This window comes from Pseudonocardia sp. ICBG601 (assembly GCF_020496245.1).
The window spans coordinates 1,615,184-1,638,475 of sequence record NZ_JAHLJA010000148.1; the positions used below are offsets into that span (position 1 = coordinate 1,615,184).

18 protein-coding genes are annotated in these 23,292 nt (G+C 75.4%); 11 read left to right on the plus strand and 7 right to left on the minus strand.

Translation table 11 applies throughout. The annotated features are described in order from the left end of the window. Window positions 1–52 precede the first annotated feature (52 nt). From KPL57_RS37015 to KPL57_RS37025, 3 genes are read left to right on the plus strand one after another with little or no spacing between them, the layout of a single operon-like run. A complete protein-coding gene (locus tag KPL57_RS37015) occupies window positions 53–1,300 on the plus strand; it encodes an alanine racemase (RefSeq protein ID WP_226355185.1) in 1,248 nt (415 codons plus the stop codon). Beyond that, the gene (locus tag KPL57_RS37020) at window positions 1,300–2,931 is read left to right on the plus strand and encodes an amidohydrolase family protein (RefSeq protein ID WP_226355186.1); all 1,632 of its coding nucleotides are present in this window, start codon (window positions 1,300–1,302) and stop codon (window positions 2,929–2,931) included. The genes KPL57_RS37015 and KPL57_RS37020 overlap by 1 nt, the downstream gene beginning before the upstream one ends. Further along, window positions 2,928–4,436 (plus strand): GntP family permease, encoded by a 1,509-nt coding sequence (locus tag KPL57_RS37025; RefSeq protein WP_226355187.1) that lies wholly within the window; start codon window positions 2,928–2,930, stop codon window positions 4,434–4,436. Before KPL57_RS37020 ends, KPL57_RS37025 begins: the two co-directional genes overlap by 4 nt. On the opposite strand, the gene KPL57_RS37030 is transcribed toward KPL57_RS37025, so the two are convergent. The 4 genes from KPL57_RS37030 to KPL57_RS37045 all read right to left on the minus strand — a co-directional run bounded on the left by KPL57_RS37030 (window position 4,433) and on the right by KPL57_RS37045 (window position 6,933). Continuing rightward, window positions 4,433–4,738, minus strand: coding sequence for a nitrile hydratase accessory protein (locus tag KPL57_RS37030; RefSeq protein WP_226355188.1), 306 nt, complete (start codon window positions 4,736–4,738; stop codon window positions 4,433–4,435). The two genes, KPL57_RS37025 and KPL57_RS37030, sit on opposite strands and share 4 nt — an antisense overlap. Continuing rightward, window positions 4,725–5,384, minus strand: a complete 660-nt coding sequence (gene nthB / locus KPL57_RS37035) for a nitrile hydratase subunit beta (protein ID WP_226355189.1) — start codon at window positions 5,382–5,384, stop codon at window positions 4,725–4,727. The genes KPL57_RS37030 and nthB overlap by 14 nt, the downstream gene beginning before the upstream one ends. Further along, entirely contained in the window at window positions 5,381–5,962 is a 582-nt protein-coding gene (gene nthA, locus KPL57_RS37040) for a nitrile hydratase subunit alpha (RefSeq protein ID WP_226355190.1), read from the minus strand. Before nthA ends, nthB begins: the two co-directional genes overlap by 4 nt. An 89-nt stretch (window positions 5,963–6,051) precedes the next feature. Next, a complete protein-coding gene (locus KPL57_RS37045) occupies window positions 6,052–6,933 on the minus strand; it encodes a hypothetical protein (protein ID WP_226355191.1) in 882 nt (293 codons plus the stop codon). Window positions 6,934–7,121: 188 nt separating this feature from the next. On the opposite strand from KPL57_RS37045, the gene KPL57_RS37050 reads away from it, so the two are divergent. Next, on the plus strand, window positions 7,122–7,946 hold the full coding sequence (locus KPL57_RS37050; RefSeq protein ID WP_226355192.1) for a siderophore-interacting protein: 825 nt from the start codon (window positions 7,122–7,124) through the stop codon (window positions 7,944–7,946). A 7-nt stretch (window positions 7,947–7,953) separates the two neighbouring features. On the opposite strand, the gene KPL57_RS37055 is transcribed toward KPL57_RS37050, so the two are convergent. Then, window positions 7,954–8,700, minus strand: coding sequence for an SDR family oxidoreductase (locus KPL57_RS37055; RefSeq protein ID WP_226355193.1), 747 nt, complete (start codon window positions 8,698–8,700; stop codon window positions 7,954–7,956). Window positions 8,701–8,771: 71 nt separating this feature from the next. Here KPL57_RS37055 and KPL57_RS37060 point away from each other — a divergent pair, with 71 nt between their 5' ends. The 7 genes from KPL57_RS37060 (at window position 8,772) to KPL57_RS37090 (ending at window position 20,894) form a co-directional block, all read left to right on the plus strand. Continuing rightward, window positions 8,772–9,392, plus strand: coding sequence for a TetR/AcrR family transcriptional regulator (locus tag KPL57_RS37060; protein WP_226355194.1), 621 nt, complete (start codon window positions 8,772–8,774; stop codon window positions 9,390–9,392). A gap of 207 nt (window positions 9,393–9,599) precedes the next feature. Next, window positions 9,600–13,223, plus strand: coding sequence for a transcription-repair coupling factor (gene mfd, locus KPL57_RS37065; RefSeq protein WP_226356640.1), 3,624 nt, complete (start codon window positions 9,600–9,602; stop codon window positions 13,221–13,223). 274 nt (window positions 13,224–13,497) lie between these two features. After that, window positions 13,498–14,685 (plus strand): type III PLP-dependent enzyme, encoded by a 1,188-nt coding sequence (locus tag KPL57_RS37070; protein ID WP_226355195.1) that lies wholly within the window; start codon window positions 13,498–13,500, stop codon window positions 14,683–14,685. Beyond that, window positions 14,682–18,251 (plus strand): S41 family peptidase, encoded by a 3,570-nt coding sequence (locus KPL57_RS37075; protein WP_226355196.1) that lies wholly within the window; start codon window positions 14,682–14,684, stop codon window positions 18,249–18,251. The genes KPL57_RS37070 and KPL57_RS37075 overlap by 4 nt, the downstream gene beginning before the upstream one ends. 13 nt (window positions 18,252–18,264) lie before the next feature. Next, window positions 18,265–19,188: a SurA N-terminal domain-containing protein gene (locus KPL57_RS37080; protein ID WP_226355197.1), complete on the plus strand. Its 924-nt coding sequence runs from the start codon at window positions 18,265–18,267 to the stop codon at window positions 19,186–19,188. Beyond that, a complete protein-coding gene (locus tag KPL57_RS37085) occupies window positions 19,188–20,114 on the plus strand; it encodes a MazG family protein (RefSeq protein ID WP_226355198.1) in 927 nt (308 codons plus the stop codon). The genes KPL57_RS37080 and KPL57_RS37085 overlap by 1 nt, the downstream gene beginning before the upstream one ends. A 42-nt stretch (window positions 20,115–20,156) precedes the next feature. Next, a complete protein-coding gene (locus KPL57_RS37090; RefSeq protein ID WP_226355199.1) occupies window positions 20,157–20,894 on the plus strand; it encodes a lytic transglycosylase domain-containing protein in 738 nt (245 codons plus the stop codon). A gap of 12 nt (window positions 20,895–20,906) precedes the next feature. Here the strand turns inward: KPL57_RS37090 and efeB are convergent, their stop codons facing one another. Together efeB and efeO are read right to left on the minus strand one after the other, a co-directional pair. Beyond that, window positions 20,907–22,142, minus strand: coding sequence for an iron uptake transporter deferrochelatase/peroxidase subunit (efeB, locus tag KPL57_RS37095; protein ID WP_226355200.1), 1,236 nt, complete (start codon window positions 22,140–22,142; stop codon window positions 20,907–20,909). Further along, complete coding sequence (efeO, locus tag KPL57_RS37100; protein ID WP_226355201.1) at window positions 22,139–23,287, minus strand: iron uptake system protein EfeO; 1,149 nt, start codon at window positions 23,285–23,287, stop codon at window positions 22,139–22,141. Before efeO ends, efeB begins: the two co-directional genes overlap by 4 nt. Between the last annotated feature and the right edge of the window lie 5 nt (window positions 23,288–23,292).

Consider the following 23,292-nt stretch of genomic DNA (forward strand, 5'->3'; position numbering starts at 1 on the left):
CGCAACTAGCGCTGCAAAATAAGCAACGTGCCTGCTCAGAGGGGAGAACGAGATGCTCCAGTACGCGTCGCTGGGCGCCGAACGGCCCGGCCCGTACGCCAAGTCGGTCCCGCCGCTGCCCGGTACGGTCGACGAGTGGCTCGCGGGCGGGCCGCGGCTGTCGGACCTGGCCACACCCGTCCTCACCCTCGACCGGGCGGTCCTGCACGCCAACGCCGAGCGGATGGCCGGCTGGTGTGCCGCGCACGGCGTCGACCTCGCCCCGCACGGCAAGACGACGATGGCCCCCGCGCTGTGGGACCTGCAGCTGCGCCACGGAGCCTGGGGGATCACCGTCGCGACGCCGTGGCAGGCGCGGATCGCGATCGACGCCGGCGTGCGGCGGGTGCTGCTGGCCAACGCGCTCGTCGACCCGGCCGGGGTGCGCGCCGTCGCCGCCGCCCGCGACGCCGACCCGGACCTGGAGGTCCTCAGCTGGGTCGACTCGGTCGACGCCGTCGCCGCGATGACCGCCGCGGCGGGGTCCCCGGCGCGGCCGCTCGCCGTCGCCGTCGAGCTGGGGGCCCCCGGCGGGCGGACCGGTGCGCGGACCCTCGACGAGGCCGGGCGGGTGGCCGCGGCCGTCGTCGCGAGCCCGGCGCTCGTGCTGGCCGGGGTCGGCGGCTACGAGGGCGCGCTCGCGCACGACCCGTCGGCGGAGTCGCTGGCGACCGTCCGCGCCTACCTCGAGGACCTCGCCGAGCTGCACCGGCGGCTCGCCCCGTCCTACGGGACCGACGAGGTCGTGGTCACCGCGGGCGGCAGCGCCTACTTCGACCAGGTCGTCGCCGCGCTGGCCGGGCTCGCCGACGCGCGCACCCGTGTCGTGCTGCGCTCGGGCGCCTACCTCGTCCACGACGACGGCTTCTACCGCGGCATCTCCCCGCTGGCCCGCGACGACGAGCAGCGCCCGTTCCGCTCGGCGATGCACGTGACCGCCCGGGTGGTGTCGACCCCCGAGCCCGGCCTGGCGCTGCTCGACGCGGGCAAGCGCGACGTCCCGTTCGACGAGGGGCTGCCCGAGCCGCAGCGGATCGCCGACGATCTCGGGGCCCCCTCGCGGCCGCTGACCGGCACCGTCACCGCCGTCAACGACCAGCACGCGTTCCTGCGCACCGAGGAGCCGGTCCGGATCGGGCAGGTCGTCCGGCTCGGGCTCTCGCACCCGTGCACCGCGTTCGACAAGTGGCGCTGGATCCCGGTGCTGGACGGCACCGACCCCGACCCGCAGGTCGTCGAGCTCGTCCGGACGTTCTTCTGATGGGCACGCTGCTGCGTGGCGGCACCGTCGTCGACGGGAGCGGCGGGCCCCGGTACACCGCGGACGTGCTCGTCGAGGGCGACCGGATCGCCGCGGTCGGGCCGGACGCGGCCGGGCGGGCCGAGCGGGTCGTCGACGTGGACGGGATGGTCGTCGCCCCCGGGTTCGTCGACATGCACGCCCACTCCGACCTGCGCCTGCTCACCGAGCCCGCGCACCTCGCGAAGGTCTCCCAGGGCGTGACGACCGAGGTCCTCGGCCAGGACGGGCTGTCCTACGCCCCCGTCGACGACGCCGTACTGCCCGTGCTGCGCCGCGCGATCGCCGGCTGGAACGGCGACCCCGGTGCGGACTTCTTCACCTGGCGCACCGTCGCGGAGTACCTGGACCGGCTCGACGGGGGCATCGCCGGCAACGCCGCCTACCTCGTCCCGCACGGCACCGTCCGCGCGCTGGTCTGCGGCTGGGACGACCGCCCCGCCACGCGGGCGGAGATCGCCCGGATGGCCGACGTCGTCCGCACCGGCATGGACCAGGGCGCGGTCGGTCTCTCGGCCGGGCTCACCTACACCCCCGGCATGTACGCCGACGGCGCCGAGCTCGCCGCGCTGTGCGCCGCGGTGGGGGAGCGGGGCGGCTTCTTCTCCCCGCACCACCGCAGCTACGGTGCGGGCGCGCTGGAGGCCTACGCCGAGATGGTCGACGTCGCCGAGCGGTCCGGGTGCGCGCTGCACCTGGCCCACGCCACGCTCAACTTCGGCCCCAACAAGGGCCGGGCCGCGGAGCTGATCACGCTGCTCGACGCGGCCGTCGCCCGCGGCGTCGACATCACCCTCGACACCTACCCCTACCTGCCGGGTGCGACGACGCTGTCGGCGATCCTGCCCAGCTGGTGCCAGTCCGGCGGCCTCGACGCGGCCCGCGGGCGGCTGCGCGACCCGGCCGCGCTCGCCCGGATCCGCGAGGACCTGGAGGTCCACGGCTCCGACGGCTGCCACGGCGTCGTCGCGGAGTGGGAGACGATCGAGATCAGCGGGGTCACGAACCCCGAGCTCGCCGGGATGGTCGGGCGCACGGTCGCCGACATCGCGGCTGCGACCGGCGCGGACCCGTTCGACACCTGCGTGGACATCCTGCTCCGCGACGACTTCGGGACCGGCATCCTGCAGCACGTCGGGCACGAGGAGAACGTCCGCGCGATCATGCGTCACCCGCGGCACACCGGCGGCAGCGACGGCCTGCTCGTCGGCGCGAAGCCGCACCCGCGGGCCTGGGGGACCTTCCCCCGCTACCTCGGCCATTACTGCCGCGGGCTCGGGCTGTTCTCCCTGGAGGAGTGCGTCCACCACCTCACCGGACGCGCCGCCGACCGGCTCCGCCTGGCCGACCGCGGCCGCGTCCGGCCGGGCCTGGCCGCCGACCTGGTCGTGTTCGACCCGGACACCGTCACCGACACCGCCACCTTCGCCGAGCCCGCCCAGCAGGCGGCCGGCATCCCGTACGTCCTGGTCAACGGGGCCTTCGCGATCGACGGCGGTGAGCGCACCGACGCGCTCGCCGGCCGTGCGCTGCGCCGCCGGGCCGACGGGCGGACCGCACCGGGCACCCACCCCACCGGAGGACGACGATGACCTTCCTCGACTGGCTGCAGAACGACACGGCCGGCCTGCTCACCCTCGCCGCCGTCAGCGTCGCGCTGCTGCTGCTGATGATCATGCGGCTGCGCCTGGAGCCGTTCATCGCGCTGATCGTCACCGGCGTGCTGGTGGCGCTGGTCGCGGGCGTGTCGGTCACCGACCTCGTCGGCACCCCGATCAAGGCGTCGGACTCGCTGTTCGAGACCGGGTTCGCCGGGATCCTCGGCCACATCGCCCCGATCATCGGGCTGGGCACCGTGCTCGGCGCGATCATGGAGCGCTCCGGCGGCGCGGACGCCCTGACCGAACGGCTGCTCCGGCTGTTCGGGCCGAAGGGCGCACCGCTCGCGATGGGCGTCACCGGGCTGGTGCTCGGCATCCCGGTGTTCTTCGACATCGGCATCTTCGTGCTCGCGCCGCTGGTCTACGTGGCCGCGCGCCGCGGCGGCCGCTCGCTGGTGCTCTACGCGATGCCGATGCTCGCCGGGCTGTCGATGACCCACGCGTTCCTGCCGCCGCACCCCGGACCGGTCACCGCGGGCGGGCTGCTCGGCGTCGGCATGGGCTGGGTGATCGCGATGGGCCTGCTCTGCGGCATCCCCGCCTGGCTGGTCAGCGGCGTCTGGTGGGGCTCGTTCATCGGGCGGCGGATCCAGGTCGGCGTCCCCGAGGACCTGCCCGGCGGGGCCGCCCCGGCCGCGGCCCCCGGCCCGGCCGGTCCCGCGCGCGACACCGGCGACGGCGACGGCGACACGAGCGGCGGCGGGACGGGCGGTGTCCGCACCGCGGAGACGGCCGGCCCGCAGACCGCGGTCGCGGTGGCCGCGCCCCCGTCGGTCGCGCTCATCTCCTCGATCATCGCGGTCCCGCTGGTGCTCATCCTCGCCGCGACCGTCGCGGGGGTGACCCTGCCCGAGGGCACGGTGCTCCGCGACGTGCTCGTGCTCCTCGGCACCCCGGCCATCGCGCTGACGCTGTCGGTGCTGCTCGCGCTGTACCTGCTCGGCATCCGGCGCGGGACGTCGATGGCCGAGCTCGGCCGGATCTCCGGCGAGTCGCTGCGCCCGGTCGGGATGATCCTGCTCGTCGTCGGGGCGGGGGCGTTCTTCGGCAAGGTCCTGCAGACCACCGGCGTCGGCGACGCACTGGCCGGCTCGATGACCGCGATCGGGCTGCCGGTGATCGCCTCGGCGTACCTGATCAGCGCGGCGCTGCGGATCGCCCAGGGCTCGGCGACCGTCGCCATCGTGACGACGGCGGGCATCATCGGCCCGACCGTCGCCGCGGGCGGCTACAGCCAGCCCCAGCTCGCGCTGATCGTCGTCGCCGTGTCGGCCGGGTCGATCATCGCCAGCCACGTCAACGACGGCGGGTTCTGGATCGTCGCCAAGTACTTCAACATGACGGTGAAGCAGACCCTGATGACCTGGACGGTGCTGGAGACGATCCTGTCCGTCGTCGGGTTCGCCGCGGCCGCGCTGGTGTGGGCCTTCGTCTAGGAGCGCAGCGGGTCGGCGTCGAGCGTGACCGGCGCGCCGTGCGGGGTCGCGACGGCGGCGCGCAGCCAGGCGCCGGTCCGCTCCTCGACCGAGCCGCGGTCGGCGACGCCGAGCCCGTCGAGCAGGTGCTCCAGCGCGGCGAGCCAGGCGTCCCAGTAGTCCAGGCCGGTGTCCAGCTCGGCGCCCAGGGTCTCGGCGAACTCCTGCCGGTCCAGCGTCCCGGTGTCCTGCAGGGCCACGGCCAGCGCGAACGCGCTCGCCTGCCACGGCTCGTCGAAGACCGGGCCGTCAGGCGGGCTCAAGGTAGGACTCCCAGGCGTCGACGGAGACGGTCGTGGTCGGGTCGGCGTCCGGGCCCCACAGCTCGGGGCCGGTGAAGACCACGGTGTAGAGCGGCTCCGGGCACTCGCCGTGGCCGTGCGCGCGGGCGTCGGGCAGCACGTGGGTCCCGCGGTGGGTCTCGACGGTCCCGCAGCGGCCGCGGACGTAGCGGGGGAGGCGGGTGTGCCCGCGGGGGTGCATCACCCGGGCGCGCACGCGGTCGCCGGGGGCGAACCGGGGCGGGCCGGTGTCGTCGCGCTCGGTGGGGGCGCCGGTGGCCAGCACCCGGGCGGCGGCGTCGGCGTCCAGCGCGGCCGGGGCATCGGAGCGCGGGCGCAGGGAGCGCCCGGCGTCGAGCTCGTCGGCGCCGACCAGGCCGTGGGTGACCAGCAGCTTCTCGGTCGCCGCGAGCCAGATCTCGTAGTAGGTCAGGGTCAGGTAGACCGGCGGCGGAAGCGACTCGCGGGCGTGCCGGGACTCGTCGATCGACCAGCCGCCCGGGCGGGCCGCGGCAAGGGTCAGCGCCAGCACCAGCGGCTCCCAGCCCGCGTGGAACCGGACGTCCTCCGGCTCGGGCTCGACCGGCCCGAAGCCCATCGCGCCGCCGAGGTCGTGCGCGCCGTTCACGCCGACACCAGCCGGGTGCCGATCATGGCGTCGCGGGAGACGATCGCGGCGAGCTCGTCGGTGGACCAGCCGTCGGTGCTGGGCGGGCGCTGCGGGACGACCAGGTAGCGCAGCTCGGAGGTGGAGTCGTGCACCCGGATGGCGACGTCGTCGTCGAGCACGGTCCCGAAGTCGGCGAGCACGCCGCGCGGGTCCAGCACCGCCCGCGACCGGTAGGCCGGCGACTTGTACCAGACCGGGGGCAGACCCAGGACCGGCCACGGGTAGCAGGAGCACAGCGTGCAGACGACGAGGTGGTGCTCGCCCGGTGAGTTGAACACCGCGGCGAGGTGCTCGCCGCCGCGCCCGCCGTAGCCGAGCTCGGCCACCGCCGCGGTCGCGTCGTCGGCGAGCCGGGCCGCGAAGTCCGGGTCGGTCCAGGACCGGGCGACGACGTGCGCGCCGTTCCGCGGGCCGACCCGGTGCTGGTAGGTCTCGATGATCTCGTCGAGCGCGGCCGGGTCGACGTAGCCCTTCTCGACCAGGATCGACTCGAGCGCCCGCACGCGGGCGTCCACCGGTCGCAGCTCACCGCTCATCGGGACGACGCTAGCCAGGCGGGGCCGGGGCGTCGAGAGCACGACGGCCCGGCACCTCGCGGTACCGGGCCGTCGGGAGAGCGGTGGGCTCAGGCGTTCGTGAGTGCGTCCTCGAACTCCTCGGCCTTCAGCGGGGCGAGGTCGGAGACCCGCAGGAAGTCGCCCAGCGTGGTGCCGGTCGCGCCCGAGTCGACGTTGCGCGGGCCGCGGCCGGCCCGGACGTCGTCGAGGTTGATCGTGCGCAGGTCGTAGGAGAACCGGGTGACGTCGGAGGTGTTCGGCGCCGACGCGTGCAGGTGGTTCGACGAGAACATGAACACGTCACCGGACTGCCCGGCGATCCGGATCTCGCCGCGGGACTCGAAGTCCTCCAGCGGGAGCGGGTGCGGACGGGTGTCGGTGGTCTTCTCGCCGGCGGCCGCGGTGCGGTGCTTGGCGACCCACTCGTCGTAGTCGTACTGGTTCGAGCCGTTCTTCACGGGACGGTCGAAGTAGTCGGTGTACATGCTCATGACGTTGTCGCCGACGACGTCGAACACCGGGGTCCAGTAGTTCACGAGCTGCTGCGGGTGGCCGTACCACATGTCGCGGTGCGCCTTGTAGTTGTAGGACACACCGGCGGTGAGGAACTGGTCGGCCGGGATCACGCGCAGCCGCGGGATGTCGAAGTAGGTGCGCTCGGGGTCGACGCCGAAGTCGACGGCGAACTGCTGGCAGAGGGCCTTGGTCCGGTCGCCGTTGGTGAACTCGCGCTTGAGCGGCTCGACGCGGCGGACGAACTCGTCGACGTCCATCTCGTACTGGGCCCGCTCCGGGTCCAGACCCTCGAAGGCCTGACCGATCAGGTCCTTGGCGTGGTCGGCGAGGGCGTTCGCGCCGCCGATCCCGCTGTAGAGGTGGAAGTCGCCCCGGAACAGGGACTCGCGGCGCGCGTCGTCGTCGATCCGGCGGTTGAGGTAGACCGTGATCACCGCTTGCTCCTCCGTGCTGGCTCGGGGGCGGAACCCGCCTGACGCCTGTCGACGCTAGCGCACACGATCGGGTGACCATCTACGATGCGACGTAGTAGTCGCGCCGTGTGACACCGTGTCCGGAAGATCCGTTTGGTGTGGTCCGCTCCGTCGTGGTTAGCTGAGCCTCACCTATGGAGGAGGCGGCGATGTCGGTCGTGACCGAGGACCGGACGGCGGTCCGTGTGGTGGGTCTGCAGCGGCTCTCGGACGTCTTCGTCCGGGCCGAGCTCGAGGGGGAGGGGCTCGCCGGTCTCGGCCTGCCGGGCGTCCCCGACGAGGCCTGCGTCTTCCACTTCCCGCTGCCCGACGGCGGCCGCGACGACCACGGTCGCTGGTACACCCTGCGCGAGGTCAGCCCCTGCCGCACCCGGGCGTCCATCGACCTGGTCTGCCACCCCGGCGGGGTCGGCGCGGGCTGGGCCCGGCGGGCCTGCGTCGGTGACGAGATCGAGGTCTCGCACTCGAACAGCTGGTTCAAGCGCCCGGCCGGCGTCGGCTGGCAGATCCTCGTCGGCGACGCGGCCGCGCTCCCGGCGCTCGCCCGGATCGTCACCGAGACCCCCGAGGGCATCGACACCGAGGTCGTCCTGGAGATCGACGAGGTCCCGGCCGACTTCCCCGCGCGGGCGCGGGTCCGCCGCGAGCCCGCGAGCGAGACCGGCAGCAGGCTGGGGGAGATCGTCGCCGGGCTGGTGCTGCCGGACGGGCCCGGCTACGTCTACGTCGGCGGGGAGGCGTCCGCGACCCGCGCCGCCCGCAAGCACCTGCGCCACGAGCGCGGCCTGCCGCCCGGCGCCTACGGCGTGCTCGGCTACTGGCGTCGTGACGCCGACACCTTCCGCCGCACCTGGCAGGCCAACCAGGAGCGCTTCGAGAAGGCCTACGCCGACGCGGCCGCCGCCGCCGAGGGCGACGACGAGCGGATGCTCGACCTCTACGAGGCGACCCTGGAGCGCGACGGGCTGCTCTGAGCCGGGCTCACGCCTGCGCCGTCGGCCGGACGACGACCTGGTTCACGTCGACCCCGGCGGGCTGTTCGAGCGCGAACGTCACGGCGCGGGCGAGCGCGGCCGGGTCCAGGGCCATCTCGTCGCGTCGCGCCCGGTAGTCCGCGCGCAGCCGCTCGTCGCCGATGCCCTCGACGAAGTCGGTCGCCACGAACCCGGGCGAGATCTCGGTGACCCGCAGCGCCGGCCCCGCCTCCTGGCGCAGTCCCTCGCAGAGCGTCCGGACGGCGTTCTTGGTGGCGGCGTAGACGACCTGGCCGGGGACGACGCGCAGCCCCGCGGTCGAGACGACCACGACCAGGTGGCCCGCCTGCTGGGCGCGGAAGACCGGCAGTGCCGCGGCGAGCCCGTAGAGGACGCCGCGCAGGTTGACGTCGATCATCTCCTCCCACTCGTCGACCCGCAGCTCGTCGAGCGGGCGGACCCGGCCCACGCCCGCGTTCGCCACGAGCACGTCGAGCCGGCCGAACTCGGCCCGCGCGCGGTCGACCAGTGCCATGTGCGCGGCCCGGTCGCGCACGTCCATCGGCACCGTGACCGCGGTCCCGCCCGCGGCGCGCACGCGCTCGGCGACGGCCTCCAGGCGGTCCGCCCGGCGGGCCCCCAGGACCAGGTGTGCCCCGCGGGCGCCGAGCTCGACCGCGGTGGCCGCGCCGATGCCCCCGCTCGCGCCGGTGACGGCGACGACCCTGCCGGTGATGGTGTCCTGCGTGTCCACGGTGTCCCCCGTCTTGAAGTGATAACCCACTTACACGCTAATGTGATAGGCCCATCACGGCAAGGAGGGGCATGGCCCGGCGCGCGACGTTCCATCACGGTGACCTGGCCGGTGCCCTGGTGCGGGAGGGCGTCGGCCTGCTCGCCGAGGTCGGCCTGCGGGGGTTCTCGGTCGCGACGCTGGCCCGCAGGCTGGGGGTGAGCACGGCCGCGCCCTACCGGCACTTCGCCGACCGCGACCGGCTGCTGGCCGCGGTCGTGACCCTGGCCGCCGGGGAGCTGGCCGACGCGATGGAGGCGGCGGCCGGACGGGCCGGTGACGACCCGGTCGCGCGGCTCGCCGTCGCGGGCGGTGCCTACGCCCGGTTCCTCGCCGACCGCCGGGTGGGGCTCGACCTCGTCTACGGGGTCGAGCTCCGGGCGCTGGGCGACCGGGAGCTCGCGGCCGTGGGGCGCCGGATCGTCGACGTCCTGCTCGGGCCGGCCCTGGAGCTCACCGACCCGGTCGCCGCGGTGCCCCTGATGGAACGGGTGGTCGCGGTCGCCCACGGCTACGGGGCGCTGGACGCGGACGGCTTCCTCGCCGACGCCCGGGTCGGGGGCGGCGGGGCCGCCGAGCGTGCGGAGGCCGCGGTCGCGGCCGTCGTCCGCGGCACGGCCGGGACCTCCCCGTCCCCGGCGGGCGGCCCGTGAGGCGGGCGGGCCCGGACGTGCCGCGGCACACGGACGCCTCGGTCGGCGCCCGCGTGGGCCAGGCGTAAACTCGCAGACCGGCACCCCGACCGGGTCGGGAGCCCTACCGCGACCCGGGCAGGGGTCTGTCCTGCCCGCGGCCGGCCCCCGTCGCCGCGCGCACCGCCAGCCCACCTCCACCGAGGAGCCAGCGCCGTCGTGGCCATCCTGTCCGGTCTGCTCACCTCCGCCCTGTCCGACGCCGGTCTCCGTGCCGCCGTCGACGCCGCCCGTGCCGCGGACACCCGCGCCGGTGAGACCCCTGCCGTGCAGGTCGAGGGCCCCTCCGCGGTGCGCCCGCTGCTCGCCGCCGGACTCGCCGAGACCTCCACGGTGCTCGCCGTGACCGCCACCGACCGGGAGGCCGAGGACCTCGCGGCCGCGGTGTCGGACCTGCTCGGCCACGGCGAGGCGCTCGATTCCGCCGCCGACACCGTGCACGACTGCGCGGGCGCGCCGGTCGTCGTACTGCCGAGCTGGGAGACGCTGCCGCACGAGAAGCTGTCCCCGCGCCCGGACACCGTCGCCCGCCGACTGACGATCTTCCACCGGCTCTCCTCGGCGGAGACCGCCCCGCGGGTGGTCGTGACCGCGGCGCGCAGCCTGATCCAGCCGGTCGCGCCCGGGCTGGGCACGCTCGCCCCGGTGACGCTGGCCGTCGGCGAGGAGTACGACTTCGAGCAGCTCCTGGTGCGGCTGGTCGAGCTGGCCTACAGCCGCGCCGAGATGGTCACCACCCGCGGCGAGTTCGCCGTGCGCGGCGGCATCCTCGACATCTTCCCGCCGACCGCCGAGCACCCGGTGCGCGTCGAGTTCTGGGGCGACGAGGTCTCCGAGGTGCGGTCGTTCTCCGTCGCCGACCAGCGCTCGGTCGGCGAGGTCACGCGGATCGACGTGCCGCCGTGCCGCGAGCTGCTGCTCACCACCCCGGTGCGCGAGCGGGCCGGCGAGCTGGCCCTGGAGCAGCCCGAGACCGCGGGCCTCAACCGCAACCCGCTGCGCGAGCTGCTGGAGAAGCTGTCCGAGGGCATCCCCGGTGAGGGCATGGAGTCGCTGATCCCGGCGCTGGTCGGCGGGGAGATGCAGACGCTCACCGACCTGCTCCCGGACGGGACGCGGGTGCTGCTCGCCGACCCCGAGCGCATCCGGACCCGCTGCGCGGACCTCGTGCGCACCGGGCAGGAGTTCCTGGAGGCGTCCTGGCTGGCGTCCGGCTCCGGCGGCGAGGCCCCGATCGACGTCTCCGGGTCGGCCTACCGCGACCTGCGCGTCACGCTGGACCACGCGACGGCGACCGGTCGCCCCGTGGTCTCGCTGTCGCCGCTGCTGTCGGGCGCCGACGACGTCGTCGTGGCGGGCGTGCACGAGATCGAGCCCTACCGGGGCGACACCGACCGCGCGCTGACCGACCTGCGCGCGCACGTCGCCACCGGCGGCGCCGCGGTGCTCGTGCTGGCCGGGCAGGGCACCGCCGACCGCTCGCTGGAGCAGCTGCGCGAGGCCGAGGTCCCCGCCTCCGCCGTCCCGGTGCTCACCGACGCCCCGGAGAAGGGGATCGTCACCGTCACCTGCGGGCGCGTGCTGAACGGGTTCACCGCGCCGGAGGTCGGGCTGGTCGTCGTCTCCGAGGCCGACCTGACCGGCAGCCGCGCCGGGCTCGACACCGCGCCGCGCAAGACCACCCCGCGCAAGCGCAACGCCGTCGACCTGGCCGTGCTGCAGCCCGGCGACTTCGTCGTCCACAACCAGCACGGCATCGGGCGCTTCATCGAGATGAAGGAACGCACCGTCCAGGGCGCCACCCGCGAGTACCTGGTGCTGGAGTACGCCAGCTCCAAGCGCGGCCAGCCCGCCGACCGGCTGTTCGTGCCGACCGACGCCCTCGACGAGATCAGCCGCTACGTGGGCGGCGAGCAGCCCGCCGTCAACAAGCTCGGCGGCGGGGACTGGGCCAAGACCAAGAGCCGCGCCCGCAAGGCGGTCAAGGACATCGCGGCCGGTCTGGTGCAGCTCTACGCGGCGCGCCAGGCCTCTCCGGGGCACGCGTTCGGCGCGGACACCCCGTGGCAGCGCGAGCTCGAGGACGCCTTCCCCTACACCGAGACCCCCGACCAGCTCTCCGCGATCGACGAGGTCAAGCGGGACATGGAGCGTCCGGTCCCGATGGACCGCGTCATCTCCGGCGACGTCGGGTTCGGCAAGACCGAGATCGCGGTGCGGGCGGCGTTCAAGGCGGTGCAGGACGGCAAGCAGGTCGCCGTCCTCGTCCCGACGACGCTGCTCGCCACCCAGCACCTGTCGACGTTCTCCGAGCGGATGCGCCAGTTCCCCGTGACCGTGCGCGGGCTGTCGCGGTTCACCGACCCGGCCGAGGCGCGCGAGACGATCGAGAAGCTCGCCGACGGCACCGTCGACGTCGTCGTCGGGACGCACCGGCTGCTCCAGACCGGCATCCGCTACAAGGACCTCGGCCTGGTGATCGTCGACGAGGAGCAGCGCTTCGGCGTCGAGCACAAGGAGCACATCACCGCGCTCCGGGCGCACGTCGACGTGCTCACCCTGTCCGCGACGCCGATCCCGCGGACCCTGGAGATGAGCCTCGCCGGCATCCGCGAGATGTCGGCGATCACCACCCCGCCCGAGGAGCGGCACCCGACCCTGACCTACGTCGGCGCCTACGACGACAAGCAGGTCGCCGCCGCCCTGCGCCGCGAGCTGCTGCGCGACGGCCAGGTGTTCTACGTGCACAACCGGGTCAGCTCGATCGACCGGGCGGCCAAGAAGATCCAGGACCTCGTCCCCGAGGCGCGGGTCGCCGTCGCGCACGGGCAGATGAACGAGGACCTGCTGGAGCGGACCGTCAGCGCGTTCTGGCACCGCGAGTTCGACGTGCTGGTCTGCACCACGATCGTCGAGAACGGCCTGGACATCTCCAACGCCAACACCCTGATCGTCGAGCGCTCCGACACCCTGGGCCTGTCCCAGCTCCACCAGCTGCGCGGCCGGGTCGGGCGTGGCCGCGACCGCGGCTACGCCTACTTCCTGTTCCCGGCGGAGCACCCGCTCACCGAGACCGCGCACGACCGGCTCGCCACCATCGCCCAGCACTCCGAGCTCGGTTCCGGCGCGGCCGTCGCGATGAAGGACCTGGAGATCCGCGGCGCGGGCAACATCCTCGGTGCCGAGCAGTCCGGCCACATCGCCGGCGTCGGGTTCGACCTCTACATCCGCCTGGTCGGGGAGGCCGTCGCGGCGTTCCGCAAGCAGGCGGGCGGGGAGATCGGGGCCGAGCCGGAGGAGCTGCAGGAGGTCCGGGTCGACCTGCCGGTCGACGCGCACGTCCCGCACGACTACGTCGACGGCGAGCGGTTGCGCCTGGAGGTCTACCGCAAGATCGCCGAGGCGCCGGACGACGCCGCGCTCACCGCGATCGTCGAGGAGCTGACCGACCGCTACGGCGAGCCCCCGACCCCGGTGCGCAACCTGCTGGAGGTCGCCCGGTTCCGCCAGCTCTGCCGCCGCCTCGGCATCCGCGAGGTCGCCTCGGCGGGCACCCAGCTGCGGATCGGGCCGATGCAGCTGCCCGACTCCGCCCAGCTGCGGCTGCGCCGGCTCTACCCGAAGGCGCAGTACAAGGCGGCCGCGCAGGTCGTCACGGTGCCCAAGCCGGTGGCGGGCGGGCGGATCGGCGGCGCCGCGATGCGCGACGTCGAGCTGCTCGGCTGGTGCGCGGAGCTGCTGCTGCAGATCGTGCCGACCTCCACCCCGGTGCACAGCTCCGCCTCGTCCTGACGCGGCGTTGACGCCGCGTTGATGAACACCGGGTGCTGCGCCGGAGAACATCGGGTGTCGGCGTCCGTGCCGTTTCCGGGACGGAACGGGACGGACGCCGGCGAACCGGTCGCCGGAGTTGTCGGGATCAATCGCGCGACGTGGGTTCCCGTTTCTCCCGGTGATCCACGGCACCGCACGGACGTGATCCACACTGTTTTACGATCGGATCGACGGCATCCGAGATCGCCGTTTCCGTCGTGAACTCCCCGTTTCCGGGAAAGAGGTGTGTCCGATGTCCGATCGCCGGCCCGTCTCCACCGATCCCGCCGAACTCTGCACTCCGTGCCTGGTGCTGGACCTGGACGCCGTCCGGGAACGGTACGCCGAATTCGGACGCGCACTTCCCGGCGCGGAACTGTTCTATGCGGTCAAGGCGAATCCGGCCCCGCGACTCGTCGCATTCCTGGTCGGCCTCGGCGCGCGATTCGACGTCGCCAGCCGGCCGGAGCTGGAACTGTGCCTGGCGGCCGGCGCGCGGCCCGCGGACATCTCCTACGGCAGCACCGTGAAGAAGGAACGCGACATCGCGTTCGCGCACCGCAGCGGGGTCCGCCGGTTCGCCGTCGACTCGGCCGCCGAGCTGGCCAAGATCGCGCGCTGCGCGCCGGGGGCGGAGGTGGTCGTCCGGGTCACCTGCACCGGCGCGGGCTCCTGCTTCCCGCTGGACCGCAAGTTCGGGTGCTCGCCGGCCGCGGCCGCGTCGCTGCTCCTCGACGCCGACGCGGCCGGGCTGCGCGCCGCGGGCGTGTCGTTCCACGTCGGCTCCCAGCAGCTCGACCCGGGGGCGTGGCGGGCCGGGATCGCCGACGCCGCGGAGGTGTTCCGCCGGGTCCGCGCCCGCGGGCTGCGACCCGACCTGCTCGACCTCGGCGGCGGCTTCCCCGCGCACTACGACGCGCAGGTCCGCCCGCTGTCGGACTACGGCGACGCGATCCGGGACGCGGTCGCCGCGGAGTTCGGCGACGACCGGCCGGAGCTGATGATCGAACCGGGCCGGGGCCTCGTCGCCGACGCGGGGACGCTCTACAGCGAGGTCGTGCTCGTGTCCGACCGGGACGGTGACGCCGGTCCGCGCTGGGTCTACCTCGACGTCGGCCGCTTCGGCGGGCTCGCCGAGACCGAGGGCGAGCTGGTCCGTTACCCGATCCGCACCGCGCACGACGACGGCCCCCGCTCCCCGGTCGTGCTGGCCGGGCCGACCTGCGACAGCGCCGACGTGCTCTACCGCAGGCACCCCTACCTGCTCCCCGACGACCTGTGCGCCGGTGACGTGGTCCGGCTGCTGCACACCGGTGCCTACACCGCCAGCTACTCCTCGGTGGGCTTCAACGGCTTCGCGCCGCTGCGCTGCGTCTGCACCGGGGACCCCGCCGCGGGCGGGTCCGGAATGTCGGTGCGTGCGGCTAACGTCGCCGTGTGAGCTTCCTGCGCCATCCCCATCTGTCGGGTGACACGCTCGTCCTGGTCGCGGAGGACGACCTGTGGACGGCTCCGGTCGAGGGCGGGCGGGCCCACCGCCTGACCGCGGACGGGGTGCCCGTCACCGCACCGCGCTTCTCGCCCGACGGCGGGTCCATCGCCTTCGCGTCCCGGCGCGACGGCGCGCCCGAGGTGTACCGGGTCGACGCCGAGGGTGGCACGCCCGCCCGGCTCACCTGGTGGGGCGAGGCGCCGACCCGCGCCGCGGGCTGGACCCCCGACGGCGCGGTGGTCGCGCTGTCCGCGCACGGGGACGCGACCTCACGGCTGTGGGCGTACGCGGTCCCGGCGACCGGCGGGGCACCGCGGCTGCTCCCGCACGGCACGCTCTCCGCGCTCGCCCACCAGCCCGGCGGACCCGCCGTGCTCACCCAGGTCGAGGGCGGGCGCGACGCGGCCCACTGGAAGCGCTACCGCGGTGGGCGCGCCGGCCGGCTGTGGCTCGACGCCGCCGGGACGGGGGAGTTCACCCGGGTCCTCGCCGATCTGGCCGGGCAGCTGGAGTGCCCCATGATCGTCGACGACGGGTCGGGCCCGCGGCTGGCGTTCGTCTCCGACCACGAGGGCTGGGGGAACGTCTACTCCGTCCCGCTCACCGACCCCGGCACCGACCTGCGCCGGCACACCGACCACGGCTCCGGCGGCGGCACCGACTTCTACGCCCGGCACGCGAGCACCGACGGGCGCCGGGTGGTCTACGAGTCGGCCGGGGAGATCTTCCTGCTCGACGACCTGTCCGCCGCCTCGCAGCCGCGCCGGATCGACGTCCGGCCCGGCGGGCCGCGGCGCGCCCGCGAGCCGTTCCGCGCGTCGCTGCCCGCCGACCTCGGCCCGGTCCGGCCCGACCGCACCGGCCGCGCGAGCGTCGTGTCGGTGCGCGGCACCGTGCACCGCCTCACCCACCGCGACGGCCCCGCCCGCGCGCTGCTCGCCGAGCCCGGCGTGCGGGCCCGGCTCGCGCACCCGCTCGGGACGCACCGCGCCGTGTGGGTGGACGACGCGACGGGTGAGGACGCCGTGGTCGTGGCCCCGCTCGACCCGCACGCCCCGGCCGCCCCGGAGCGGGCGCGGTACGCCGCGGGCGGCGTCGGGCGGGTCCTGGAGCTGGCCCCGGCACCGGACGGCTCCGCCGTCGCGCTCACCACGCACGACGGCAGGCTGATGGTGCTGCACACCGGCGCCGACCCCGCACCGGACCCGGCGCCCGGCCCCGACGACCGGCCCGACGACGGCGTGGTCGACGAGGCCGTCCCGGCCCGGGCGGTGGGGGAGCTGCGCGAGCTGCACCGCGGCACCGCGGGCGAGCCCTCCGACGTGTCCTGGTCACCGGACTCGGCCTGGCTGGCCTGGTGCGACCCGGCCCCCGAGGGGCTGTCGCGGATCGTGCTCACCCGGGTCGCCGACGGCGAGCACACCGAGGTCACCCCGGCCCGCTTCCACGACAGCGACCCGGTCTTCACCGCCGACGGCAGGCACCTGGCGTTCCTGTCCCGGCGGGTGTTCGACCCCAGCTACGACGAGCACTCCTTCGACCTGACCTTCGGCACCGGCTGGAAGCCGTTCCTGGTGCCGCTGGCCGCGCGGACGCCGTCGCCGTTCGGGGCGGGGCCGGACGGCCGCCCGGTGGACCCGGCCGACGAGGGCCCGGACGACCCGCCCGCCACCCCGCCGACGCCCCCGGCCCCGCCGGAGCCCGGCGACGAGCCCGAGCCGTCCGGTGACGGGGCCGCGGACGGTGCTGGCCGCGTGGTGGCCGCGGCGACCGGGGCCGGGGCGCAGGCCCGGGGCGGGGCGCGCGGCGGCCGTCGCCGGTCCGGGCGTGACGCCGACGAGGCACCGCCGGAGGTCGTCGTCGACGTCGAGGGGCTGGCCGACCGGGTCGTCGGCGTGCCGGTCGAGGCCGCCCGCTACACCCGGCTCGCCGCGGTCCGGGGCGGCCTGGTGTGGCTGCGGCTGCCCGGCGGCACCGGCGTGCTCGGCGACAGCCTCCCCGACGACGACGCCGAGCCCGACCGCGCCGTGCTGGAGCGGTTCGACCTGGCCCGGCGCACGGTCACCGTCGTCGCCGACCCGGCGTCGTCGTTCGCGGTGAGCGGCGACGGCACCCGGCTCGTCGTCCGGGACCGGGGCACGGTGCGGCTGCTGCGCGCCGACCGCGGCCACGCCACCGCCCCGGAGGACGACGCGGGCGGCGACGAGTTCACGATCGACACCCGCCGGCTCGTGGTCACCGTCGACCCGGTCGCGGAGTGGCGGCAGATGTACGACGAGACCGCCCGCCTCATGCGCGACCACTTCTGGGTCGAGGACATGGCCGGCGTGGACTGGGCCGCCGAGACCGCCCGGTACCGGCCGCTGGTCGACCGGGCCGGGAGCCACGACGACCTGCTCGACGTGCTGTGGGAGCTGCACGGCGAGCTCGGCACCTCACACGCCTACGTCATGGGCGGCCGCGCCGGCGGCGACCCGACCGGGCGTCCCGGCCTGCTCGGCGCGGACCTGGAACCCGACCCCGGCGGCGGCCCGGGACGGCGGGTCCGCCGCGTCCTGCCGCCGGAGACCTCCGCGCCCGCCGCGCGCAGCCCGCTGTCCGGGCCGGGCGTCGACGTGCGGGCCGGGGACGTGCTGCTGGAGGTGAACGGACGCCCGCTCGACCCGCACTGGGGTGTCGCACCCCTGCTCGTCGCGACGGCCGGGAGCACCGTGGAGCTCACCGTGCGCTCCGGCCCCGACCGGTCCGACGCGGGCACCGTCCGCCGCGTCGCGGTGCGCCCGCTGCACTCCGAGGACGAGCTGCGCTACCAGGACCGGGTGGCCCGGCTGCGGGCCGAGGTCGCCGAGCGTTCCGGCGGGCGGCTCGGCTACCTGCACGTGCCGGACATGATGGGCTACGGCTGGGCCCAGCTGCACCGCGACCTCGCCCGCGAGACCGCGAAGGACGGCCTGCTGCTCGACGTGCGCGGCAACCGCGGCGGGCACACCTCGCAGCTGGTGGTGGAGAAGCTCGCCCGCCGCGTCATCGGGTGGGACCTGCCCCGCCACGGCGCACCCGCCACCTACCCCGAGCAGGCGCCGCGCGGGCCGGTGGTGACCCTGGCCGACGAGCGCTCCGGCTCCGACGGCGACATCGTCACCGCCGCCGTCAAGCGGCTCGGGGTCGGCCCGGTCGTCGGGACCCGCACCTGGGGCGGGGTGATCGGCATCGACAGCCGCTACCGGCTCGTCGACGGCACCCTGGTCACCCAGCCCCGCTACGCCACCTGGTTCGACGACGTCGGCTGGACGATGGAGAACCACGGCGTCGACCCCGACGTGGAGGTGGTCGTGACCCCGCAGGACCGGGCGGCCGGACGGGACCCGCAGCTGGACCGGGCGATCGCGATCGCCCTGGCCCGGCTCGACGAGCACCCGCCCGCGCGGCCGCCGGACCTCGCGGGGCGGCCGTCGGCGGCCCGGCCCGCACTACCGGGTCGGCCGGGCGGGGGAGATCGGCACCACATCGCGTGAGAGGCTGACCGCCGTGCGCACTCGCAGGATCACCGCCGCCCTGCTGATCGTCGGGGCCGTCGCTGTCACCGGGGCCGGCTGCGGCACCGGACCGAGCCGGGTCGACTCCGCCGCGATCGTCGGCGAGAGGTCGATCCCGCTCGCCACCGTGCAGCCCGCGATCACCTCGGTGCTCACCCGGCCCGGGCTGGTCGACGGTCTCAAGGCCCAGGGCGGGTCCGAGGCCGACATCGGGCGGGCCGTGGTGTCCCAGCTGGTGATCCGCGACCTGATCGGCCTGACCGCCCCGGAGCAGGGCGTCACCGTGTCCGACCAGCAGGTCGCCGCGGCGATCGCCCAGCAGGGCGGCGAGCAGGCGGTGCAGGAGTCGTCGCTGGCGGTCGGCGGTGCGCAGGCCGCCACCCGGGACGAGCTGACCCTGTCCGAGCTCGCCCGCCGCGAGCTTCCGCGGCTGTCGGTGACCGCGGACGTCGCGGTCGCCCAGGACCGGGCACAGGCCACCACGCTGGCCCGTGAGGTCGCCGCAGGCGGGCAGCGGGCCGAGGCGGCGCTGGCCGGTGCCGGCACCACCCAGCGCGGGCTCGCGATCCGCCCGGCCGAGACCCCGCAGGCCGCGCTCACCCCGCTGATCGGGATCCCGGCCGGCTGGGTCGCCGCGTTCCCGCTGGGCAGCGGCCAGGGCTGGGTCGTGGTCCGGGTGACCAAGCGCGACCTCGGCGCCCCCGCCCCGGGCGACGCGGTCGGCCAGCTGGACCAGCGCTCACTGTCCGAGGCCGGGATCCGCATGCTCACCCCCACCGCGCTGCGCACCGGCGTGCAGCTCAACCCCCGCTACGGCGAGTGGGACCCGATCCAGATGCTCGCCGTGCCGACCGCCGAGGACGCCTCCGTGGTGTTCCCGGTCGCCGCGGGCAACCCGACCCCGCCCGCCCCCTGATGGCCGCGACGGTCGTCGTCTGCCCCCGGCGCGGGGCCGCACTCCCGGCCGCGGCGCTGCCGCTGCTGCGCTCCGCGACCGCCGTGCTCGCCGTGCCCGGTCTCGACGCCGGCGCCCCCGCCGGTGCCCTCGACTGGACCGGCACCGACCCCGCCGCGCTCGCCGACGGCACGGTGCTGCTGGTCCCGGCGGGCCACCCCGCCGCCGCGCACCCCGGCGCGGTGCCGCCGCCCACCGGGCACGCGGTGCTCGACGCCGTCGCGGTGATGGACCGGCTGCGCTCGCCCGGCGGCTGCCCGTGGGACGCCGAGCAGACCCACACCTCGCTGCTGCGTTACCTCGTCGAGGAGTGCTACGAGCTCTACCAGTCCATCGAGGACGGTGACCGCACCGAGCTGCGCGAGGAGCTCGGCGACGTCCTGCTGCAGGTGCTGTTCCACGCCCGCGTCGCCACCGAGCACGACGGCGCCCCGTTCGGGATCGACGAGGTCGCGACCGGGCTGGTCGACAAGCTCGTCGGCCGCCACCCGCACGTGTTCGCCGCGGGGGAGCAGGTCGCCACCGCCGCCGACCAGGACCGCCGCTGGGACGAGCTCAAGCGCGCCGAGAAGCAGCGCGAGTCCAGCGTCGACGGCATCGCGACGGTCCAGCCGGCCGTCGCGCTCGCCGCGAAGCTGACCTCCCGCACCGCGAAGGCGGGGCTGCCCGCGGACCTGCTGCCCGCCGACGACGGCGCCGGCGCGGCGCTGTTCCGGCTGGCCGCGGCCGCACAGCTCGGCGGTGGTGACCCGGAGGCCGCGCTGCGCACGGCCGCCCGCGAGTTCGAGGCGCGGGTGCGGTCGGCGGAGAAGGCCGCCGCCGCGGACGGGCTCGACCCGCACGCGCTGACCGCCGAGGACTGGCGCCGCTACTGGGACGGTCCCTGACCCCCACCCCGATCGGGTGATACCCGCCGGTAACGTGTGAGCGTGCGCACCCAGTCGCTGCTCGCGGCCATCGGCGGCATCCTGGCCCTGATCGTGCTCGTCTCGCTGGCGACCGGCCCGGACTTCGGGCCGTCGCTGCCCCGGACCCCGGTCGACCGGCAGTCCGCCCCGCCCGCGTCCGCGCCGCTGCCCGCGGGCACCGACGTCGTCGCGTGGGCCCGGGCGACCGCGGCCGAGGCCGACATCCCCGAGCGGACCCTGCAGGCCTACGCGAACGCCGAGCTGCGCCAGCGCGAGCGCACCCCGGACTGCCGGCTGAGCTGGGCGACGCTGGCCGGGGTCGGGCGGATCGAGTCCCGGCACGCGACCTTCCGCGGCGCCGAGCCCGGCCCGGACGGCCGCGTCGACCCGCCGATCATCGGCATCCCGCTGGACGGCACCGGCGGCACTCGCCGGGTGGCCGACACCGACGGCGGCCGCCTCGACGGCGACCCGGTGCTGGACCGCGCGGTCGGGCCGATGCAGTTCCTGCCCGGGACCTGGGCGCGCTACGGCGCGGACGGCAACGGCGACGGCGTCGCCGACCCCCAGCAGGTCGACGACGCCGCGCTCGCCGCGGCCGGGTACCTGTGCGCGAACGGGCGCGACGTCGCCGACGCCGACGACTGGTGGCGCGGGGTGCTCGCCTACAACGCCTCGGGCGACTACGCCCGCGACGTGTGGGCCGCCGCCGCGGACTACGCGCAGCGCACCGCCGCCCCCGCGCCGCCCGCCCCCTGACCCGACCCGGGGTCAGGCGAGCAGTGCGCGGCCCCAGTGGTCGTCGCCCTCGGCGAGACCGGGCGGGACCGCGAACAGCGCCGAGCCGTTGTGCTCCAGGTACTCGCTGAGCGCGTCGGAGCGGGCCAGCCTGCGCTGCATCGGCACGTACTGGCGCTGCGGGTCGCGCACGAACGCCACGAAGAACAGCCCGGCGTCGAGGTGCCCGTGCCCGTCGGAGCCGTCGACGAAGTTGTAGCCGCGCCGCAGGATCCGCACCCCGCCGTTCTCCTGCTCGGAGGCGAGCCGGATGTGGGCGTCGTCGGCGATCACCGGGCCGGACGCGTCGGTCGCGGCCAGGTCGGCGGTGTCGAACTCGGCCTTCCCGGTCAGCGGTGCGCCCTCGCCCTTGTCCCGGCCGATGGTCCGCTGCTGGTCGTCGAGGTTGGACCGGTCCCAGTTCTCGATGTGCATCCGGATCCGGCGGGCCACCAGGTAGGAGCCGCCGCGCAGCCACTCCGGTCCCTCGTCGCCGACCCACACGTGCCGGTCCAGCAGGTCCGGCTCCTCGGCCTTGAGGTTGTTGGTGCCGTCCTTGAACCCGAACAGGTTGCGCGGGGTCGCCTGCCCGGTCGAGGTCGACGACGTACGCCCGAACCCCAGCTGCGACCAGCGCACCTCGGTCACCCCGAAGCCCTCGCGGACGAGGTTGCGCACGGCGTGCACGGCCACCTGCGGGTCGTCGGCGCAGGCCTGGATGCACAGGTCCCCGCCGGAGCGGGCCGGGTCGAGCTGGTCGCCCTGGAAGCGGGGCAGCGTGGTGAGCGCGGCCGGGCGCCGGTCGGTGATGCCGAGCTTGTCGAAGAACGCCGGTCCGACACCGAAGGTCAGCGTCAGCGACGCCGCGGGCAGCCCGAGCGCCTCCCCGGTGTCGGCCGGGGCGGTGTAGCGGTTGGCGGGCAGTGCGCCGCCGTCGGCGGTCTCCTGGCCGGCCGTCATCCGCTCGGCCGACGCCGTCCAGCGCGCGAGCAGGTCGCGCACGGCGGCCCGGTCGGTGCTGGTCAGGTCGAGCGCGACGAAGTGCAGCCGGTCCTGGGCGGGGGTGACGATCCCGGCCTGGCGGTCGCCGCGGAACGCGACGGTGCCGTCGCCGGAGGCGGCCGCGTCGCCGGAGAGGCCGTACCCGGCGGCGACGCCCGCCCCGGCCAGTGCCACACCGGCACCGGTCAGGCCGAACAGTCGTCGCCGGGAGACGTGCAGCGGGCTCATGCGGTGACGGTGCCCGCGACCTTGCTGACCGGCTCGGCCAGCGCGTCGACGGCCGCCGCCATCTTCTTCGTGTCGTCCGGGGTCAGCTGGGTGTAGAGCTTGTAGCCGTCGCCGACGCGGTAGCCCTGGAGGAGCGTGTCGACGGCCGCGAAGCGCTGGTCGAGCACCGGGCCGAGCGTCGGGTCCTTCTGGTCGATCACCGGGCGCAGTGCGGCGACGGCGGCCTGCGAGCCCTCCACGTTGGCCTGGAAGTCCCAGAGGTCGGTGTGGGAGTAGCGGTCCTCCTCGCCGGTGATCTTGCCGGTGGCGACCTCGTCGAGCAGGCTCTTGGCGCCGTTGGCGAGCTCGGCCGGGGTGAGCTTCAGGCCGGGGATGCGGCCCTGGAGGTCCTTGGCGTCGGTGACCAGGGTGGCGGCGACCTGCGGGGAGTCGGCCTTGAGGCCGTCGACCCAGAGGTCCTTCTCGAGCCGGTGGAACCCGGTCCAGGCGACGCCGGGGTCGCGCTCGTCGTCCTCACGGCCGTCGAGCTTCGGGTCGAGGTCGCCGAAGGACTCGGCGATGGGCTCGATCCGCTCGTAGTAGGTGCGGGCGACCGGGAACAGCGACTTGGCCTTCGCGACGTCGCGGGCCGAGACGGCGGCGGCGAACTCGGAGCTCTTGGTGACCAGCGCGTCGGACTGGGAGGACACGTAGCGCAGGTAGCCGGCGGTGGCGGCGGCGAGCTCGGCGTTGGTGTCGGTGGCGCGCTGCGCGGAGCCGGTCACGGTGAACGGGGCGCGGATGCCGTCGCCGGACATGCCCGGCTTGCAGGCGGTGGTGTAGGTGCCGCCGTCGGGGACCTCGACGATCAGGTCGCGGGACAGCCCGGGGCCGATGTTCTCGACCTCGCCCATGATCCGGTCACCGGTGGCGTAGAGGTAGAACTCGGTGACCTTGCTGCCGGCGTTGGTGATCCGGAACGTCATGTTCCCGGCGGCGGCCTCGGTGGCCGAGACCTCGCAGGCGGTGTCGGTGGCGTTGACCGTGATCGGGCCGCCGCCGCCCGGGCCCTGCGCCGTGGGAGCGGTCGAGGTGCAGCCGGCCAGCAGTGCGGCGGCGACGGTGAGCGACGCCAGGCCTGCGGCCGTGCGCGTGACGGGGGACATCGTGC

Excerpts from the sequence above, each read along its gene's own strand:
- KPL57_RS37015 (WP_226355185.1), top strand. The coding sequence starts at position 53 with ATGCTCCAGTACGCGTCGCTGGGCGCCGAACGGCCCGGCCCGTACGCC.
- KPL57_RS37020 (WP_226355186.1), top strand. The coding sequence starts at position 1,300 with ATGGGCACGCTGCTGCGTGGCGGCACCGTCGTCGACGGGAGCGGCGGG.
- KPL57_RS37025 (WP_226355187.1), top strand. The coding sequence starts at position 2,928 with ATGACCTTCCTCGACTGGCTGCAGAACGACACGGCCGGCCTGCTCACC.
- nthA (WP_226355190.1), bottom strand. The coding sequence starts at position 5,962 with ATGAGCGGTGAGCTGCGACCGGTGGACGCCCGCGTGCGGGCGCTCGAG.
- KPL57_RS37050 (WP_226355192.1), top strand. The coding sequence starts at position 7,122 with ATGTCGGTCGTGACCGAGGACCGGACGGCGGTCCGTGTGGTGGGTCTG.
- KPL57_RS37060 (WP_226355194.1), top strand. The coding sequence starts at position 8,772 with ATGGCCCGGCGCGCGACGTTCCATCACGGTGACCTGGCCGGTGCCCTG.
- KPL57_RS37070 (WP_226355195.1), top strand. The coding sequence starts at position 13,498 with ATGTCCGATCGCCGGCCCGTCTCCACCGATCCCGCCGAACTCTGCACT.
- KPL57_RS37085 (WP_226355198.1), top strand. The coding sequence starts at position 19,188 with ATGGCCGCGACGGTCGTCGTCTGCCCCCGGCGCGGGGCCGCACTCCCG.
- efeB (WP_226355200.1), bottom strand. The coding sequence starts at position 22,142 with ATGAGCCCGCTGCACGTCTCCCGGCGACGACTGTTCGGCCTGACCGGT.
- efeO (WP_226355201.1), bottom strand. The coding sequence starts at position 23,287 with ATGTCCCCCGTCACGCGCACGGCCGCAGGCCTGGCGTCGCTCACCGTC.